The 19,326-nt window shown below is 65.9% G+C and carries 8 protein-coding genes; 2 read left to right on the plus strand and 6 right to left on the minus strand.

Annotated elements, in window-relative coordinates; genetic code table 11:
* Window positions 1-23: 23 nt before the first annotated feature.
* The 6 genes from fhaC to fhaB all read right to left on the minus strand — a co-directional run bounded on the left by fhaC (window position 24) and on the right by fhaB (window position 18,266).
* Complete coding sequence (gene fhaC, locus LK409_RS13235) at window positions 24-1,775, minus strand: filamentous hemagglutinin transporter protein FhaC (RefSeq protein WP_010928853.1); 1,752 nt, start codon at window positions 1,773-1,775, stop codon at window positions 24-26.
* On the minus strand, window positions 1,768-2,898 hold the full coding sequence (locus tag LK409_RS13240) for a fimbrial protein (RefSeq protein WP_169507372.1): 1,131 nt from the start codon (window positions 2,896-2,898) through the stop codon (window positions 1,768-1,770). The genes fhaC and LK409_RS13240 overlap by 8 nt, the downstream gene beginning before the upstream one ends.
* Window positions 2,879-5,500 carry a fimbria/pilus outer membrane usher protein gene (locus LK409_RS13245; RefSeq protein ID WP_010928855.1) on the minus strand — a complete coding sequence of 874 codons (2,622 nt, stop codon included), beginning with the start codon at window positions 5,498-5,500 and terminating at the stop codon, window positions 2,879-2,881. Before LK409_RS13245 ends, LK409_RS13240 begins: the two co-directional genes overlap by 20 nt.
* A 62-nt stretch (window positions 5,501-5,562) precedes the next feature.
* Window positions 5,563-6,297 carry a molecular chaperone FimB gene (gene fimB, locus LK409_RS13250; protein ID WP_138142578.1) on the minus strand — a complete coding sequence of 245 codons (735 nt, stop codon included), beginning with the start codon at window positions 6,295-6,297 and terminating at the stop codon, window positions 5,563-5,565.
* Between the two features lie 249 nt (window positions 6,298-6,546).
* Window positions 6,547-7,140: a fimbrial protein gene (locus LK409_RS13255; RefSeq protein ID WP_226376424.1), complete on the minus strand. Its 594-nt coding sequence runs from the start codon at window positions 7,138-7,140 to the stop codon at window positions 6,547-6,549.
* 347 nt (window positions 7,141-7,487) lie between these two features.
* On the minus strand, window positions 7,488-18,266 hold the full coding sequence (gene fhaB, locus LK409_RS13260; RefSeq protein WP_010928856.1) for a filamentous hemagglutinin/adhesin: 10,779 nt from the start codon (window positions 18,264-18,266) through the stop codon (window positions 7,488-7,490).
* On the opposite strand from fhaB, the gene LK409_RS13265 reads away from it, so the two are divergent.
* Window positions 18,231-18,380, plus strand: coding sequence for a hypothetical protein (locus LK409_RS13265; protein ID WP_162096902.1), 150 nt, complete (start codon window positions 18,231-18,233; stop codon window positions 18,378-18,380). The two genes, fhaB and LK409_RS13265, sit on opposite strands and share 36 nt — an antisense overlap.
* A 311-nt stretch (window positions 18,381-18,691) precedes the next feature.
* On the plus strand, window positions 18,692-19,321 hold the full coding sequence (gene bvgA, locus LK409_RS13270) for a virulence response regulator transcription factor BvgA (RefSeq protein ID WP_010930609.1): 630 nt from the start codon (window positions 18,692-18,694) through the stop codon (window positions 19,319-19,321).
* The last annotated feature ends 5 nt before the right edge of the window (window positions 19,322-19,326 follow it).

A 19,326-nucleotide genomic window follows, 5' to 3' on the forward strand; every position in this document is an offset into this window, starting at 1 on the left:
TCGCGGCCGTGTTCTCGCCGGGCTCAGAAACTGAGGCCGGCGTTGATGTACCAGACCGGCGCGCGCGGCGCGCCGCCGGGCTGCGCGCCCACGGGCTTCGAATACGTGAACGACAACCGCGCATACGGCAGGTCGAACCGCACGCCGGCCGCCAGGCCCGCCATGCGTATCGTGCGCGCGTCGGGGTGATTGCTCTTGAGCGCCCCCACATCCACGCCCGCGAACGGCGCCATCGACGCCTGCTTGCCGAACAGGCTGAACTGCACCGGCACCGTCAGCGTATTGCTCAGGTACACGCCGCTGTCACCGCTTTGCGACGTCCTGAGGTTGTAGCCGCGCACCGTGTACTCGTCTCCCACGGTGATCTGGTAGCTGTTGAGCAGCTGCTGGCGCGAGTACTGGAAACCCAGCTGCGACGTCCACTGCAACGGCTGATCGGCCAGCGCCATGTAGCGCGTCCAGGCCAGGCTGCCGTTGAGCCGCGACACATTGCCCTGCGGGCCGCGCTCGTCGTAGGCGGCATACTTGCCGTTGTTGATGCCCACCCCGCGCGTGAACGACAGGTCGCCGAAATAGGCGTTGGCGCCTCGCTGGGTGGAGTATTGCATCCCCACCGTGACGTCGCTGTAGTGCTTGCTGCTGACGTCCAGGCGCGTGCCGGCCAGATAGTTCTTGTTCTGGCGCAGCTTGAGACCGCCATACACGCTGAACTGCGACCGCGTATCGCGGTAAAGCAGGCGGGTGGCCTTCAGTCCGAAACTGCGCGAATTTCCGGCGGACTGGTATTGCCCGTAGCGGGTCTTGAGCAGGTTGCGATAGGTACTGTAGCCGGTCTGAAGATCCAGGCGAGTACGCCCCAGCGGCACGCTGTACATCAAATCGTAATTGCGCTCGGCGTCATGGCCGGCGTCGCGATAGTAGCGGTTGCCGATATACAGGCCCAGCGTGTCGTTGAGGCCCAGCAGGTCGTTGGCCGTCACCGAGGCGTTGTACTTGTAGCGGCCGTTCTCGGGCGTGCCGGGGCCGGAGTTATCCATGCCCAGCGAGACGCGGGGCAGCGCGCGCCGCTGCAATTGCAGATCGAGATAGGAATAGCCGTATTCGTCCGCGGGAACGATGGTGATGTTGCCGGTCTTGCCGCCATTGTTGATGTTATAGATCGCCTGGTCGATATCGAATACGTTCAGCACCTTGTCCTGCCAGCCTGGCATGGCCGAGAACACCATCATGCGGTCGCGTGTCCCCTCCAGCGGCTTGCCGTCGATCAGCCATCCCTTGATGCGGCCCCATTCCACCTTCAGCTTGAGCACGCCGTCCACCACGCCCGGCGGCACGAAAGTCACGATGCTGGTCGCGTAGCCGCGGTCGTACAGGGCCGCGCTCAATGCCTTGACCAGCAGGAACAGCTGCTCGTTGTCCAGCGGGCGGTTCAGGTAGTCCTGAACCAACGGCGCGGGGTCGAACAGCCGGCCCTCGACGCCGAAGTCCAGGTCCACGGCCTGTACCGTCACGGTGTGGCCGGACGTGGCGTCCGGCTTGCGCGCCGGCGAAGCGGCCTCGGACTGTGGATTCAATTCCACCGGAGGCCGCGTCAAGGCGCGCTCGATATCGCGCTGCAGCTGCTCCTTGCGCTGGCGATCGTCGATACGGTTGAGGTCGCGCGCGCCGGGCAGCAGCTGCGCCTGCGCACAGGCGGCCACGGCGAACAGCAGGCCTGCCCGGACCAGCGCCCGAACAACCAGGCCCGGCCGGTAACGGTTCGTTGCGTCAGTCATAGTTCAAGGTCACGGCGTAGGTGACGGACAGCTTGCCCGCCGAGGTTGAAGTGGAGGTCTGGTAGTACTGCGCCTTCATGGGCAGCGAGAACGTCGCCGACTCAGTCTGCTGCGCCTCGGGCAAGGCGATCTTGCCCTGCAGGCCCAGCTTGACCGGCTGCTGCGTCTTGCCATTGATCAACTGGACGCCTACGCCGCTGGCCATGCCGGCCGCCTGGCCGGTCGCCGGCAACGCCACGCCGTCGACGCCGGTCTGCGTATTCGCCGCGCTCATGTACACCGATACCCTTGGCCGGCCATAGCACCAGAACGGCATTTGGAAATCGGTCGTGCCCAGGGTCGTACCGACGCCGGTCAGCGCGGAACGCTGGATGGTGGGCAGGCTGACCGTCTGCGAGGTATAGCGGCAGGTTTTCAGGTCGATGGTGCTGGTGGCGACGTCGGTGCTTATGGTCCCCGTCGCCAGCACGCGCTCCTGGCTGGTCCCGCGCATGAATACCCACTTGTAGGTGAACAGATTCGGAAACTGCGACAGCACCAGCTTGCGCGGCCGCTTGAGTGGCCCCACCTTGATCGCCTGATAGCGAACCTCCGCGTTGTCGCCGTTGATGGCGAGCGCGTCGAAAAGCACTTCGCCTTTCTGGGGATACAGCCACTGCCGTTCGCCGACCTTCTGCATCGGCGAACTGCCGAAATCGATATAGATGGCGATGCCGGTCTCCTCCGTGGAGCCGGACGGCAAGTCGACCACGATGCCCGGATGGCCATAGGACTGCGGCCGTATCTTGTAGCTACTGCCCAGTTCCAGCACGATGTCGACCGGTTCGCCGTCATGCTTGTCGCTGAGTTCGTCCTTGATGTCGTCCGGCACCTCGCAGCTCCTGGACAGCAGAGACCGCCCGACCACGGGCTTGCCGATCAGCGTCCCATCGGGTGTCTGGTCGGAGATGAGCGAGGTGCTCGACCAGAAATGCAAGCCTATCGCCCGGCCGCAGTCCACCGGCGGATCGACGGCCATGGCGGGCTGCACGGCCAGGCCTGCCCAGACGGCAAGCGCGGCCCCGCAGAAGGAAATTACGCGCGCGGGCACGGCGGCCCGGCGGTCAGCGAATATCTGGCCCATGATCTTTGCCCGAAATGGAGATAGGTGCCGGCTGCGCCACGGCCTGGACCGCCGCCCGCGCACCACGTTCGCCGCCGCCTTGCGGCGCGCACGCCAGCGCAATGCGCGGCAGGCCGTGCACGGCCTGCCCGGCCGATTTCAAGTCGTACGTGGCGCGACATATCGACCCGTCTGCGCGCGTCACCTCCAGCGTGCCCGATGCCGACACGCCTCTGACGAGCGCGCTTGCGCCCTGGCCGGCCACGCCCACCACCTTGCCGGCGCCGTCGCGCACTTCGGTGCCGAATGCCAGCGCGCCTTCGCTGCCGGGTTCGGCAACCAGCATGGCGGCGACGTCGTGACGCGTCGGAAAGCGCAACGCCACGACGGCGCCCGCCCGCGGGATGACTTGCTCCACCGTGGACTCCAGCTGGACGTCCAGGGGCAGGTCCTGCGGAGACAGTTCGACCTCGTTGAGGGAATACGGCGTCAGCGACACCAGCCCATAGCCGCTGCGGTCCACGGCGGCGTTGCGCGTATTGACGACCTTTGCGCCTGCCGCCGCCTCGGCCTGGATCAGGCCGATGGTGCCCGCCTGGTACTGGCCGAAGGTCACGCCGCCCGCGTGCGCCACCAAGCCGCCGCTGCCATTGATCTGGTACTGGCTGTAGCTGCGCCCATGGGTGAGTTGTCCGCTTACCTCCCCGTACGTGCCTGACCAGGAGCCGTTCAACGCGTACTGCGCGCTCGTGCCGGCGCGCTGCACGCCCAGGCCATAGGTGTACTGGTCGCGCTCGCCCGACATGCCGCTGTAGTTGACGCTTTGCTGTACGGGCGCCGAACCGGTACGCGCCAGCGATCCCGTCACCACGCCGCTGGAGGTCGCGCCATAAAGCGGAATGGAAAGATTCAGCATGACCTGATGCTCGGTGCTGCGACGGTTCTCCGTACGCGAGACATCCAGGTTCACGCCTACGCGGCCGACCTGGGTCGAATAGCCCAGCTGGGTCTGCTGGTCGACCCGCGACGAACCCCAGTAGGTCCGCCGCAGCGCCGACACGTACAGGCTGCCGTATCCACCCAGCGGTTGGCTCAGCGTGACGCTGAAATCGCCGCGCGGCCGCTCGCGGCCCAGCAGCGAATAAAGTCCGAACCGCCCGTTGCGCCCGTTCGTCTCGGCCGGACCGGCATTGACCGCATCGGCGAAATTCCAGAACCCGCTCGACGAGTAGCGCAACGTGGCCAGCCGGATCGCCGTGTTGGTGCCGGACAAGGTCTTGCTGTAGGAGAACCTCAGGCTCGACCCGTTGGCATTGCCCGTGGTGGACAACTGGCTGCGCGACAACGTGGCGTCCGCCGCCATTGCCCCCCAGGGCGTGTTCCAGCTCAGGCCGGCCAGGCCGGCCTGGTACGCCTGGGCGATCAGCAGGCCGCCGTACAGGTTGACGCCGTCGGCCACGCCATGGCGGCCCGTCAGCTGGGTCACCCAGGGACGGTCCTGCCCATCGTTGCGATAGTTGCGATAGCGCCCGGCGCTGAACGACCACTGCGTCTGGCCCGGCAGGATCAGGCGCACCGCGCTGGCGTACGGCACGGTGAACGTCTGGACCGCGCCATTCGCCTCGGTCACCACCACCCGCAGGTCGCCGCCATACGAGGCCGGACTGTAATCGTCGATCGCGAACGGCCCGGGAGGCACGGCGTCCTGGAAAACCAGCACGCCGGCCTGATACACCTTGACGTTGGCCCGGGTGCGCGCAACGCCGCGTATGGTCGGCCGGTACAGCCGCTCCGAGTACGGCAGCATGGCGGTATCGCTGCCGACCAGCATGCCGCGCATCGAGTACGGCGCGAAGTACTCGCCGCTGGAGAACACGTCGCCGAACACCAGGCGCGCCCGCCAGGACGGGATATCCGTCTGCAGGCTGGTGCGCTGGCTGCGGCGCGTGAAGCGGCCCTGGCCCCATCCCAGCGTCGAGCTGTTGCGCAGATACCAGCCCTTGAAGTTGAACCCGCTGTAGAGGTTCAGGTCCAGCCGCCGCCCCGCGCGCAAGCCGCCGATGTAATCGGCATAGTTGTACTGGTATCCCAGGCGGAACGCGGTAATGCCGCTATCCCACTCATCGGGCGAGATGTCGCGCCGGAAGCGGTTGATCGTATAGGCCTGCGGAATGCTGACTTCCAGGCGGTTCTCGCCGAAATCGAACGACTCGCGGCTATCCGGGAACAGCTTGCCCAGCACCTCGCAGCGCCCGCTGGATTTGAGGTCGGCGACCAAGGCCGGATCGAGCGCGCGCAGCCGGACCTGCATCGCTTCCAGCTGGCCATAGGTGAAACACGCCACCGCCGGCGCCGTCTTCAAGCCCTGCCCGGACGTCTGCGCCGCGACGAATCGAACCTGCTGCCGGATCAGCGGATAGTTGTTGGCGTAAATGTCGACGATGTAGTTGCCCGGCCGCAGCGCGTTGCTGTAGTTGAATCGGCTCAGATCCGCGCCATTGGCGCCGCCCCACAGCATGGCCGAGTCGAAGTTGACCGCCGCCTGCATATCCGGCGCGGATTCGCCCTTCGCCGCGGCGGCGAAGGCAAGGCTCATCGCGAGAATCAGTGGTATCTGTTTCATGATTCAGCGTGGGTTTCGGCAACGTCCCCAAGACGCGCGCCAGTCCCGATGCCCCCGTCTTGTCAGTCCGCTATGGCCGCCTGATATGGCGTCACGCCGCCGAAGTCGTCGATGGCCCAGTACTGCACCGACTTGGCCCCCGTCCCTTTCAGCCGCAGCTCATCCGAGGAAAGCGGCGCCAGCATCCACGGCGTCTTGCTGCCGTGCGCGCCGTTCTCGCCCACCTCCAGCTTTTGCAGGTTCACGTAGTACGGCGTCGGGTTGTGCACCTCCAGCACGCCGTTGGCCTTGCGCTTGAAGGTCAGGTCGGCGGCGGCCGTCAGCGGGTTGCCGGGCAGGCCCTTGGGCCGATAGAACAGCTTCAGGCGCGAGCGGATGGTCAGCTGCAGGACCCCGTGGCCTTCCTCGGGCGTCGCCTTGGGCGGCACTTCGAGAACGTTCAGCCAGAAGACCGATTCGCGGTCGGACGGCAGCGTCTTGCCATCCGGGTAGCCATTGAAGAAAATGCGCAAGGTCTGCCCCTTGCCAGGGTCCACCCGCGCCAGCGGAGGCGTCAGGAAGAACGGCACCTGGACTTCGTCCGGCTTCGCCTCGGCATTGCCGTCATCGATCCATGCCTGCATCAGCGCGGGGGCCTGCCCCTCGTTGCTCATCTTCACCGTGGTCTCGGGCGAGCCCGCGTTGTAGATCACGCGCGTACCCGTGATGACGAGGCTGGCCCGGGCGGCCGGCGCCAGGCTCGCCAGCATGGCGGCGCCCAGCGCCGCGACGCCCAGCCGCCGGCGCCAGCGCGCCATGCTGCCTTGCCGCTTTACCGTAAATGCAGGCGTAAACCATCCCTGGGGCCGGCTCTGCGCGAGCGCCCCGTCACAAGCGTATGTATTCATGATTCAAGAATCGCGGCCGTTCGTAGCTATCGATGCTTTGCATGCATCAAGCTGGCGCTGCGACCGCGTGAAAAGAAAGAAATGGAAAACAAGAATCTCGTGACAAGCCGACCATCCCGTACCGGGCCCCCCCGCAATGGGTGGCCCCTCTTTCACGGGCTACGGATACATCACGGAGAACCCCACCTGACTGCGGAGATTCCCCGCAACGATGGAGCCAGCGCCCGAACGGATGTAGCGTGCCAGATAGCGCAGGGTCGTCCCGTACGTCGACGACCCTGCCGTCTGCGATACCAGAAACGTCTGAGCAGCCTGCGCACCCTCGTTGCGACCCAAATGAATGGCGGAACCATCCAGATTGGCAAGCTGGAATTGCACGTTGTCGGCTTTCGTCTGCGGCACCTGTTCTACGCCCTGACTATCGGCCCGGTACGCAAACAGATTTCCCGACGTATAGTCAACCGTGCCGCCAGGTTCGAAGAACAATCCCACTTGCTGACCATTCAATGCCTGCGGACACTCGGTCAGTTTCACGTCAAAAACTGTCCCGCCTGCCGTCGACCCTACGTCCTTGAGCGCGGTGCGCGAAATGGTCGGCAATTGCACCGCTATGTTGGTGGGAGGCTCCGCGCCATTGATCTTGCACGTCGTATCGGTGATGGCGCCGGTAATCACGAGCGTGCCGTCCGCCGCGAAAACCTGATGCTGGTATGTCAATGCACAGGCGGTCAGGCCCCAGTGCGATTCCTGCAAATTTGAGATTCATGATCGACCCCTGTTAATCCGAAAACCAGGCGATCGGCGCTCCGTGAAAAACGAATCCAGGAATGGAGCCCGATGCCTAAGAATATTCATTTAGAGATGAAGGAAACAAATCAACAACGAGAAGAATTCTAAAAATTCTCATCCAGCTTTCCTGCAGTCCTACGCGCAATTACGCGTAGTTTAATTCAATTGATCTTATAGGAAATTTCAACAAAAGCCCATCCGAAAGGATGGGCTGCAATAGGGTGGAAAGGCGGCGCCGTTGGCCGGCATTGACCGGCGCATGAGAACCCTGCGAATCCCCATGCGCCGGGCCGGCGGCGGGCAGCGACTACCTATTTGTTGGTTTCATAGAAGACCCGGTAGTTCTTGCCGCCGATATCCTCGACCCGCAGGCGGAAGGTCTGCTCCAGGCCCAGTGTCGTCTTGGTAGACAGCACCTTGCCGTTGAGCTTCATCAGATCCTCGCGCCGGTTGATCGTGTACGTCTGCGGCTTGCCGTTCTCGTCTGTCAGCTTCACGGTGACCGGCTTGGGCAGCTTCCCGCCAGGCAGGCTCTTGGTGTTGTTGATGTCACTCGCTTGCCGCTGCAAGACCTGCACCTGCTGTTGCACCACGTGGCGCCCGCTCAAGGGCGTCGTTTTGCCCGGCTTCGGACGCTCGGCCTTGGGCTTGGGCTTGGGCTTGGGCTTCGGTGCAGGCGCGGGCTGCTTGGCCACCGGGGCCGGCTTGGGCGGCGCACTCTGCACCTGCACCGTCGTGACCGTAGCCTTGCCAACCTCAGCCACGGGGCCAGGGGTCGCCTTCTGTGGCTTGACCGGCGGCAGCGGCTGGGCGGTCTCCATAACCGGCGGCGGCGCTTCCGTCACCTTCGCCACCGGCAGCGGCTTGGGCAACGGCTTGGCGGTTTCGGGCTTCACCGGCTGCACCGTCTCCACCTTGGCAAGCTGGGGCTGGACCGCCGGCGTCGTCACCTTCTCGGCCACCACCGGCCGCGGCGGAAGCGGCTGAGCCGTTTCGACCTTCGGCCGCGGCACGACCTCCACCTTGGCGACCTCCACCTTGGGAGGCGCCACCGGCACCGCCTTGGCCGGCACCGGTCGGGGCGGAAGCGGCTGGGCCGTTTCGACCTTCGGCCGCGGCACGACTTCCACCGTGGCCACGGACACCGGCGGCGGCGAACTGACCTCGACCGTCGCGCGGATCGGCTGCGGCGACGCAGGCGGCGTGGTGGGACGGCTAGGCGGTCCATCCACGGCGTCCGGCGTCGGCGTCTCCACCGGGCGGACCTGGTTCTTCTTCTTCAGTGACTTGCCTGCCACCGAGAATTCCGACCCGCCTCCGGCCCAGTGCTTGTTGCGCTGAACGACCGTGGCCTTCGCGGCATCCTGATTGAGGGTCCCCTTGACGCCGCCGCCGACCTGCAGGCGCGAGGGATCCTTGGTTTGACCGACGTCGATCGTGGCGCGCTGCTCGGCCTGATAATCCTCTCCGGCCACCCTGCCGAACGCCACGCCCACGGTGGGCGCCAGCGTGGTCGACGAGATGCCCACGTTCAGGCCGCCGCTGCCGCCGTCCTTGTCGCGGTAGTCTTTCAGGTTCTGCGCGTTGACCGCGCCGTCGACCTTGAGATTGCCCTTGTCTGACAAATCGGCAATGGTCGCGCCGGTCAGGTTGGCGTCGCCTTTCACATGGCCCGTCAACCCGTCGCTGGCAACGACACCGGCCGCCCCGTCATTGGTCAGGCGCGAATTGTCGTGTTCCGTATTGAAATTGAAGCCGGCAGACCCCACGGGCGCAATCAACGTGCGGTTCTGAATCGCCACGCCTGCCGAGGCATCCCAGCCGCCACCGCTGGAGTTGTAGTTGCGCTCATCCTGCTTGCTGGTCGCATTGATATCGCCCTCGACATCCAGGACAACGTGCTTACCCCGCACGCGGGACCCGGAAAGGTTCAGATCCTTGCCTGCATCGATCGACACGTTCGCCGCATCCACCGAGGTTCCGGCATAGGTCTTGCCGGTTTCGTTGGTAATCTGATGCGACGTACCCATGCCCGCAGTCAACCCCAGGCCAACGGCGCCCTGCACGGCGTTGGCGCCAAGGTTCGCGTCGGCGGAGGCGTGGAAGTTGTGGCTCTCCGAGTGCGATTCGAAGGTCGATTCGGCCGCCATGAGGTTCACGTTCTTCGCTGCCTTCAAGCTGACCTGGTCGCCACCACCGAACTTCGCGCCCACCAGCGTCGCATCGCCCTCGGTGGCCTCGATGGACAAGTTTCCGCCCAGATATTGGGTATTCTGCGAGGTGGAGCGGCTGTGGCTGCTGTCGAAGTCGGCGCTGATTCCGGCACTCAGTGCCACCGCCGCCGTGTCGGCAGTTACCAGTTGCGTGGCCTCCGCGGCGGCTTGCGCAGCCATCAGCTCGCCGCGGATCTCGCGGCCGTCCTCGACATTCTGCGCCACGCTGTCGCCCAGGCGCGTGGCGGCCGTCAGCACGCTGGAACGGGCACTGGCCGTCGCTGCCACCTCCACGCTCCAGCCGGAGCTTTGGCTCGTCTGCTCGCTGACGTACTTGGTGGACTCGACCTTCTTCGCGCGCATGCGCAGGGCCTCCTCGGCCCCTGCTTTCCCCTTCGCGGCGCCGCCGTACCGGTTCCGGTTGATGTCGGCGCCGCCGATATCCAGGACGTTGCCAGCCTCGACAGAGCCTCCACCGAAATTGAGGTTCGCGTTGCGATAGGACTTTTCGGTTTCCGAGGACTGTTCGTGCGATGCCTGATAACCTACCTTGACTTCAGCGCCCGCGGTCATACCGCGGCCGGCGTGCGCTTCCAGACCGCTTTCGCTGCCCAGGCTGAAACCCGCCTCGTAGCCGCCGGCCCCCACCTTGGCATCGAGGGACAGTTGGCGCACATCCTTCTCGTGCTCGGCGTGCGCGAAATCCGCGGCGGCCTTGAACCTCGCGTCGCGCGCCACGGACAGGTCCGTATGCGCGGCCTCGACCGAACCGCCCTCGATCTCCAGGTTCTGCATCTTTCCTTCCAGCGTGCCGGCTTCGATGCGCGTACCGTAATGGTTCGCGCGTGCCGACTGGTTGGTTTCCGTCGTCGACGACAGGATGGCGAACAGGCTGCCCAGCGGCGTCGAGCTCTTGTTCTCGTAGCTGGACCCCGCCTCGTACACGCCGCCCAGCTTGACGTCATCGACATCCAGCTTCACCTTGCTGCCCTTGAGCGTCGCGCCGGCCGTCTCCAGGCGCTTGGCCTCGATATGCAGCTGGCCGCCTTGGGCATCCAGGGCGCCGTCGCCGCGCGCCGCCAGCCTGCCCTTGCCGTCGTAACGCATCGAGGTCGCGACCTTGACCGTGTCGGCCTTGAGCCTGACATCCTTGCCGCGCAGCTTGCCGCCCTCGATGTCGATATCCCGGCCTGAGACGTCGACTTCTTCGTCGGCCTCGATGCCGCTGCCCATCCCCTTGCTGTCGGCCACCAGGACACGGCCCTTGCCGGCATCCACCTTGACGCGCTTGCCCTGGATCAGCCCGTTGAGCGAACTGACGTCATGGCCGTTCGTGTCGACGTTCACGTCGCCACCGGAGGCAATCAGCGCCCCGCCGCCGGCGTACTGATCCGTGATGCCCTGGCGCGTCGCCTCGGTCAGGTACAGCCGGGGAGCGAGGACCTTCTGGCCGTCGATCACGGTATCCACGTACCAGACGAAATCGCGGTCCGCCTGCTTGAGCTGCTGCGCGGTCGGCGCGACACCCACCTTCAGGCCCAGCGCCTTGCCGACCGTCCCGGCCGAATCCATCAGCTTGGCCACCAACGCGACACCGCGCACGGGCAAGCGGCTTTCGTAGCCACCCAGGGCGCGCCGCACCTGCTCGCGCACCAGCGTGGTATCGAAATAGTTGTCGCCCGCCACCCGCGCGGCGCGATCGGGCTGGTAGCCGATCTGTTCGAAGAAATAACGCGAGCCGTAGAATTTGCTCTGGTCGATAAACTTGATGCGGGTTTCGAACAGCGGCCGCGGCAACGCGACGGCTGGCGGCGCGACCCGGACCGCCGCGGCAGGCTGCTCGAGCCCGACCGCCACGACAGGCTGGTCGACCTGGTCCCCCGCGACAGGCTCCACGCCGACATCGGCCGCCCCGACGGCCGACGCCGCGACGGCGCTCGGCCCGGCAAGCCGGGCGTCGGCCACCTGCGCATTGCGCCTGCCGGATACCTCCAGCCCTTGCGCCGCGTCCAGGCTGGCCAGGGAAGCGAGCGCGTCGGCGCTGCCCAGCCCTCGCGTATCCACCATGCCGTCGGTCCCCGGCGCTTGCCTGACCTGGCGCGCCAGCGCCGGCCCTGCGGCGGCGTCGGCAAGTGCCCCCTGGGCCGCCCCCCCGATCCGCGTGAAAATATGCGGATTCACGAGCACGGCAGCCACCGCATCGTCGATATCCAGCCGCTTTTCCAGCCCCACGTCGCGCAAGGCGTCGAACGAGCCACCCACCGAAGTCGCCGAATGTGCGCCGATTTTCAGGTTTTCCGGCCGGCCGCGATTCTGCGCGGCGTTCTCGCCGTTGTGGACCGCCCCGTTGGACAGGGTCAGCCCGGCGCCGGCGGCCAGCACGGTCTGTTCCTTGGGATAGAACGCGATGTTCGCGCCGCGCTTGCCCGCCTTGAAATCCTTCCAGCGCTGCATCAATTCGGCGTGGCCCAGCGCACGCCAGTCGGCTCCCAGCGCCGCCGACAGCGCCTTGGCCAGCATGACCCGGCCAGGCTGGATCGCCTCCAGCCGCACCGCGTCGATCTGCGACTTGTAGCGCTGGGCGACCTTATCCGTCTCTGCATCGATGCTCGCCTGGCCGGCCTGCTTCGCATAGACCGTTCGCAGATCCGCGGCAAACGCCTGGATGATGCCGTCGACCTCCTTGGTCTCGGCGTCCATTCCGCCCAGGGCCTTACCATAACGTTGGCCCAGCTGATCATGGACGCGCCGAGTGGCCTCGCCGTAAGCCTCCACGGCCTGGACGGCCGCCTTCGCCTTCTCGTACTCGCCTTGCTGCTTCTTATACTCGGCAAAGATCTTCCGGCCTTCGGCCGACTCCAGCGTGTGCCCGCGCAGATCGAGCGTGGGCATCTTGGGCATCGGCGGCGCGGTGGGAGCCGGCTTGGCCTGGTAGCCCAGGTTGAGGTTCTTCAGCGTATTGACCGACCATTCGGTGTAGGTCGGATACACCCCCCAAATGTACTCGTGGCGATTCTGGTCCAGCAGATAATCCAGGAGTTCATACGTGGAGTTGAAGTTCCAGGTCGCCGGAGACAAGCCGGCACGATTGTCCAGGGCAGTCAGGCTCACCGGGAGAGGCGTCTTGAAATACTCCATGGCGGACACGGTGCGCACCACCGACCGGTTGTCCACGTCGCCGCCGATGTGGCCATGGCCGCCCGCCTGGATCACGCCTTCATTGAGCAGATGGCGATGCTCGTCCTTGCGCGCCCCGGCATTCAGATAGAGATCCTTGCCGACCTCGATGAGCGACTGTTCCGCCGTCAGATCACCGCCATACCACGGCGCGGCGATGGTTCCCGCCTTCTTCCTCCCATTGCCGGCGCGCAACCAGTAGTTGACATAGCCGATACCGCTCCAGCGGCCGTACTCGCCTCCCCCGACGTCCTGCACGCCTTTGCGTTGCACCTCGCCGCTCAGTTTCGCGGTGTTCTCGATGCGCGGCGCATCCAGATGCATGTCCTCGCCCGCGCGAATGCGGCCCAGCTTGTTGAGCAAGGCAACGGCCGCCGTCAGCCTGGCGTTGCCGCCCGCCTCGATCAGCGCGGCCCGTTCATTGGTGATGTTCTGCGCCTTGACGGTCAGGTCCCCGGCGGCCCACAGCAGCGCGTTCGCTTCGTTGGCCACGTTGCCGTGCGCCGAACTCAGCGTCAGGTCCTTACCGACGACGATGGCCTGCTTGTTGTCGATATTTTCCTGCACCTCGGCGATCAGGCTGCCGGGATTTCCGGTCTCGATTTCGGTGGCCAGCGACTTGGCCTTGACGCGTAACGTCCCCTCCGCCACCGGCAGGATATGATCCTGGTCCACCACCAGATCGCGCTGCGTGCCTTGCGCAAGCCTCAGCGTCGCGTCATGCTCGGCGTAGAGGGATCCCGTGTTGGTGAAATCCGCCACATCCAGAGCGATGTCGTTGCGCGCATCCACGCGCCCAGTGTTCTCCAGCTTGGCGCTGTTGATGATATGGATGTCGTGTCCCGCCACGATCTGCCCCGTATTGCGCAGGTGCGGCGCCTTCAGCGTGGCGTCGTGGCCGGCGGCCATGGTTCCGCTGTTGTCGATACGCTGGGCCTGCACCGTGAAATCGTGGCCGGCCTTCAGGCTGCCCCGGTTGTCCGCCTGCCCGCTCGCCGTGACCGTCAGATCATGCTTGGCATCGAGAACCCCGGCATTGCCGAACTGTTCCGCCTTGATGACGATGTCCTTGTTGGACTCCATCTTGCCGTCGTTGTCGAATCCTCCACGCGAGGTAACAGTGAGATCCTTGCCGGCCGTGAATGTGCCGGGATTGGAAACACTGGCGGCAACGATCGTGGCGGCCTCCTTGACTTGCATCTTGCCCGCGTTGCGCACGGCCCCGGAAGTCGTTAGCGCGGCGCTCTTGGCCATGACCTCGGCCCCGGCCTCGTTGTCGAACGACGCCGCCGTCACGCTCACGCCCTCGCGCACTTTCAGACTGTCGGTATTGGACACCGCGCCGCCAGCGTTGACCTGCAACGGCCCCATCAGGCGAATGTTGTTGGAGAAACGGGTATCGTGCCGCGAGGTCAGGTTCGCGGCGCCGCCACGCTGGGTGATCTGCGCCGCCAGCGCGATGGCGTCGGCCGAGACCGTGTAATCGCCCTGTATCGAAACCTTGCCGTGCTCGGCATAACGCCCGGCCACCGTGACCTGCGCGCCGCCCTTCTTGATATCCAGGCGTCCCGCGTTGTCCCAGCTCGCCACGTCGACGCTCAGCTTGTTCGCGCTGGTCGTCGCCTTTGCGCCGGCGGTGACGGCCGGAGACCCGCCGCCCTTGCCGGCGATCTGCATCTCGCCTTCGGTAGCCATGACACCGTCGTGCACGATGGCCTCGGCAGCCTTGACCACCAGGGCGCCGGCCGTGCCGGACGGAGCCTGGCTCTGGAAGGTGCCCCTGTTCTCGATGCGCTGCGCCTCGATGCGCTGGGTGCCGTCCGAGCCGACCAGGAACTCGTTCGTCAAGGCGCCGCCCACCTCGAGCACACCCTGCTTGCCGGCCGAGATGTAGCCCTTGTTGACCAGGTTGCCAGTCGTGCGCACGGTGACGCTGGCGCCATTCCCCTTGTTGCGGCCGTTGCCGATACCGCCGGCATGGCTGACCAGCTCGCCGGCCTCGACCACGATCGGACCGCCATCGGCCACGAGCGCGGCGTCGGACACAACCGATTCGTCCTTACGCTCTTCGCCCGTGACCGCGTCGGTGATCTGCGGACGTCCGTCCACGACGTCGATCTGGCGCCCGGGTATGGTTTCCTCGTTGTCGTTGACGGCCCGCAACGTACCATTGAGAAACAGCTTCTTCGCGACCTTCACCGACACCGCCGGCTTGCCCTTGTCCCCCTTGGCAGCCAGCGCGCTCTGGCTGATCTTGCTCTCGATGGTGGAATGCTCGAGCACGGCCGAATCGGCCGATATGGTGACCGTCCCGTTCTCGGTCAAGACGTCGTTGCGCAGCAGCAAGGTGCCGCCCTTCGCATCCATGACGATGTCGCCCTGGGCCAGCACGCCCTGATGCGGATCGCCGCGCCCGACCGTGACATTGCCCTGGGCGCGGACCACCAGGCTGCCGGGCGTGAAGAAATCCTGCCGCAGCGCGCGGCGCGCCCGCCGTGGCGAAGCGGCCTCGACAGCGCCTGCCTTCAGCGCGCCGATGCCGACCGAACCGGTGCTGTCGATGCGTGCCCGGCTGGCGCTGGCCCGGTCCACGGTGACGCCGTGGCCCGAGAGCTCCAGCGCCCCTGCGACTTCCGCCGCCGCCAGGCTGAGGGCCCCGCCGGCGGCGGCCTGAAGGCCGCCCTCGGTCTTGACCGACCCGAGCTCCAGCGCCTGCTGCGCGCGTGCCTGCAGATCGCCGGTCGTGTCGACGGTACCCAGCGTCATGGAGCGCCCCGCTTGCAGATCGGCGCCTGCATCGCTCACCAGCTTCGCAACGCGCACGTCTCCCGTGCCATTGACGTCCACGGCCCCTACAGCAGCCAACGTGCCCAGATCCAGGTGCTCGCCACCCTGCACATGCAACGTGCCGCCAGCCTTGGCCGATTGCAGCGCCACGCCGGCGCCGCCGTCCAGGGCCAGCGCGCCGCGCGCCTGCACGGCGCCCAGATCGAGCTGGCGGCCGCTCGACACATGCAGACCGCCCCCGCTGGTGGCGGCCGTTACGCGCACCGCGTCCTTGCCGCTGACCCGAACGTCGCGATTGGCGCGCAGCGAGTTCGCCGCCACCGTGGATCCGCCGCGCACGTCGATCGAACCGGCGGCCTCCACCGCGCCCAGCGTGGCGCCGCCTTCCGCCCCCAGCGAAATGTCGGCAAGACTGCGGGCGTGATCGACCCTGACCGCATCGCGCCCGGACACGCTGATCGCGCCGTCGGAACCGAGGGAGTCCGCTGCGACCGCGCCCCAGCCTTCGATCCCGATACCGCTCTTGGCGGAAACCTTGCCTACCTCCAGCGCGCCATGCGCCGAAATGGCAACCCTGGACGCGCTGTTGACGCTCTGAACCGATACGCGTTCGCCGCCCGTCACGGAGATGCTGTCCAGCGACTTCAACTCGGCCACGGTCGCCGCGCGCGCGGCCGATACCGTCAGCGCGCCCTTGGCCGCGAGACTGCCCAACGCAGCCTGCCCGTCGCTGGAAACCCGCAGTTGCCCGCCCGCCTGCGCGCCATCCAGTCGCACCGCATCGCGGCCGTTCACGGTCATGGCGCCGGCCGATTTCAGGAATCCGGCCTGCAATGCGCCGCCGGCCTGCAGCGCAAGGTCGGCGGCAGCCGCGGCGTCTCGCACCGTCATGGCGCCCGCGCTGGTGGCGCGGACCTGCCCATCCGACTGGACATCGCCCAGGTTGACGGAGCCGCCGCCGCTGACTGTGACGGCACCACGGCTGCGCATATCCTTGGCCGACACGCTGTCGCCTGCCTGGACGCCGATCGCACCGAGGGCCGTCATGCTATCGATCGACAAGGCGCCGCGCGCGGCGACATTCACATCGCCATCGCTGTGCGCACGGCCGATGCTGACGCGTTGCTCGCCGGTGATATCCGCGCCGCGCGCTGCGCTCAGATCGCCCAGATCCACCTGGCCGCGCCCGGACACGTGCAGTTCCGCGTCGCTGTTCGCGTTGGCCACGCTGACCGCCTGTCCGCCCTGTATGCGGATGGCGCCCTTGGACTGCAGATTGCGGGCCGCCAATGTTCCTGCGGCAGCCACGGTCATGCCGCGCACGCTGGACGCCGCTTCCAGCGAAACCTCCCGCTGGCCGCGCACGTCCAGTCCGGCATTGGAGACCAATTGTTTCGCCTGCAGGTTCCCGCCAGCGCTTACCAACAGCGCACCGTCGCTCGCAACCGAACCCAGCGTGACGGCCTGCTTGCCGTCCACGTCGAGCCGCCGCGTCGCCGACAGCTGGTCCGCCTTGAGGGCGCCGCCGGCACGCACCGACAGCGCATTGCGGCTGGCGGCCGAACCCAGCGTGACGGCCTGCTTGCCGTCCACGTCGAGCCGCCGCGTCGCCGACAGCTGGTCCGCCTTGAGGGCGCCGCCCGCGTTCACGGACAGCACCTGGCGGCTGCTCGCCGTACCAAGCTGGACGGCCTGGCGGCCCGACACCTGCAACGTCCCCCCGGCATTCAACAGCGTGGCCTGCACCTTGCCGCCGCCTTGCACCGCGAGGTTTCCAACGCTGCTGGCCGACGCGACCGTCACCGCCCCGCCGCCCGCGACGCTCACCGCGCCACCGGAAGCCAGTTTGCCGGCCGACACGGCCCCCGCGCCCTTGAGGCTGAGCGGGCCGCGCTGGACCGTGGCATCGCCCAGCGCGATTTCGCCCTGCGACGACACGGTGATGGCCGATGACGAGGACAGGCTGCCGAGCTGGCGCACGCCCAGGCCTGAATCGCTGGACACCAGCGTGATGTGCTTGCCGTACATGGCGCCCGCCGCCGTGCCGTCGATCGCGTAGGCGCCAGCGGCGGCGCCGCGCGCGCCTGCGGCGATCGGCGTGGCGCGGCGGGTTGCGTGGTCGTACCGGTTGGCGCCGGCGACCACCGCGATATCGGCCAGGGGCTTGCCCTGCTCGGTCGACACGGCGCCCTGCAGCTTGACCAGGCGCGCCACCACGTCGAAATAGCCCAGGCCGGTAGCATTGACGCCGCCTCGTTCGATCGTGACGGTGCCCTGTTGGACATCAAGGCCGATGCGGCCGCCGTTGACGCTGGGACGACCCGTCGTGAGCGTCAGGTTGCTGGCGTTGAGCGTGCTCAGGCCGTTGACGCTGATGCCGTTGGGGTTGGCGATGATGAGGTCGGCGCCCTTGCCATAGACTTCGAGCGTACCGGCCAGGCGGCTGGGCGAAGTGCCCGTGACTTCGGCAAGAATGGCCGAGGCCTGGCGAGTCAGGTTGGGGTTCTTGGTCAGCGCCCCGCCGATCCTGGATACGCCGTCGGTCAGGCCGTTGTTGAAGACCACGCCAGGGTTGGCGACGTTGAACTGCTGGAACTTGTTGTGCGAGACGCCGCCGGAATTTGGGTTGGCGATATTGACAACGGGAACCTTGTTGCCGCCCTGCAGCACCTGTGTCTGCCCCTGAGGAACCAAGCCCTGGGCGTGCGTTCCTAACGGAAGGCCCGCACACGCCAACATCAGGGCCCAGGCCAGCGCGTTGGGCGCTACGGACAGGCTCGTGGCGCGGGCCCCGCTTCGCGCTTGACCACGCGTGCGCCCGCAGGAGGTGTTTCCGACGGTGCAATGCTCGCTCACGGGAACAGGCATGCCGCGAACATGGCTGAAGACCAGCCTATACAGGTTCGTGTTCATATTCCGACCAGCGAAGTGAAGCAATCGGCAGAATCCGTTATCGGCCTGCTCGTTTTAGGTTTTGAAATCCAGCGTAGTAGTCTGGATAAACCTCAGCACTTCGTCAGTCAGTAATGCGCCCATCCATCAGCGGATATTTCTGCATGACTTGTAGGAAAATTCCTATACCAACCATCAAACCCGTGCGGCACACATGGGCGCGCGCCGACAACCCACTCCCCTGGCTCGCCGCGGGCGCCAGCGCGGGAATTCAGAATTTTCCTATTTTGGCGTAGGATACCGTTTAGCAGCACTCATGCCCGTATCGTCGCTTGCTGACGTATAGGAGAATATGAAATTTCGCAGCCATTCCTTTGACGCATCAATGCATTATGCGTTGCAGGATTTTTTTCTCGCCACGAAACTTAAAGCATATTCTTCTTATCATGTACAACAAAGTCCTCATCATTGACGATCACCCTGTACTGAGATTCGCCGTCCGGGTCCTGATGGAAAAGGAAGGATTCGAAGTCATCGGCGAAACCGATAACGGTATCGACGGGCTCAAGATCGCCCGCGAGAAAATTCCCAACCTCGTCGTACTCGACATCGGCATTCCCAAGCTGGACGGGCTGGAAGTCATCGCCCGGCTGCAATCGCTGGGGTTGCCGCTGCGCGTTCTGGTGCTGACCGGCCAGCCGCCTTCGCTGTTCGCCCGCCGCTGCCTGAACTCCGGCGCCGCAGGCTTCGTGTGCAAACACGAGAACCTGCACGAGGTCATCAATGCCGCCAAGGCGGTGATGGCCGGCTACACCTACTTCCCCAGCACCACGCTCAGCGAGATGCGCATGGGCGACAACGCCAAGAGCGACAGTACGCTCATCAGCGTGTTGTCCAACCGCGAACTGACCGTCCTACAACTGCTGGCGCAAGGCATGTCCAACAAGGACATCGCCGACAGCATGTTCCTCAGCAACAAGACCGTCAGCACCTACAAGACGCGCCTGCTGCAGAAGCTGAACGCCACGTCGCTGGTGGAACTGATAGACCTCGCCAAACGCAACAATCTCGCCTAGCGCCG

The sequence above is a fragment of the Bordetella parapertussis genome (assembly GCF_020735925.1).
Taxonomy (GTDB): Bacteria; Pseudomonadota; Gammaproteobacteria; order Burkholderiales; family Burkholderiaceae_B; genus Bordetella; species Bordetella pertussis.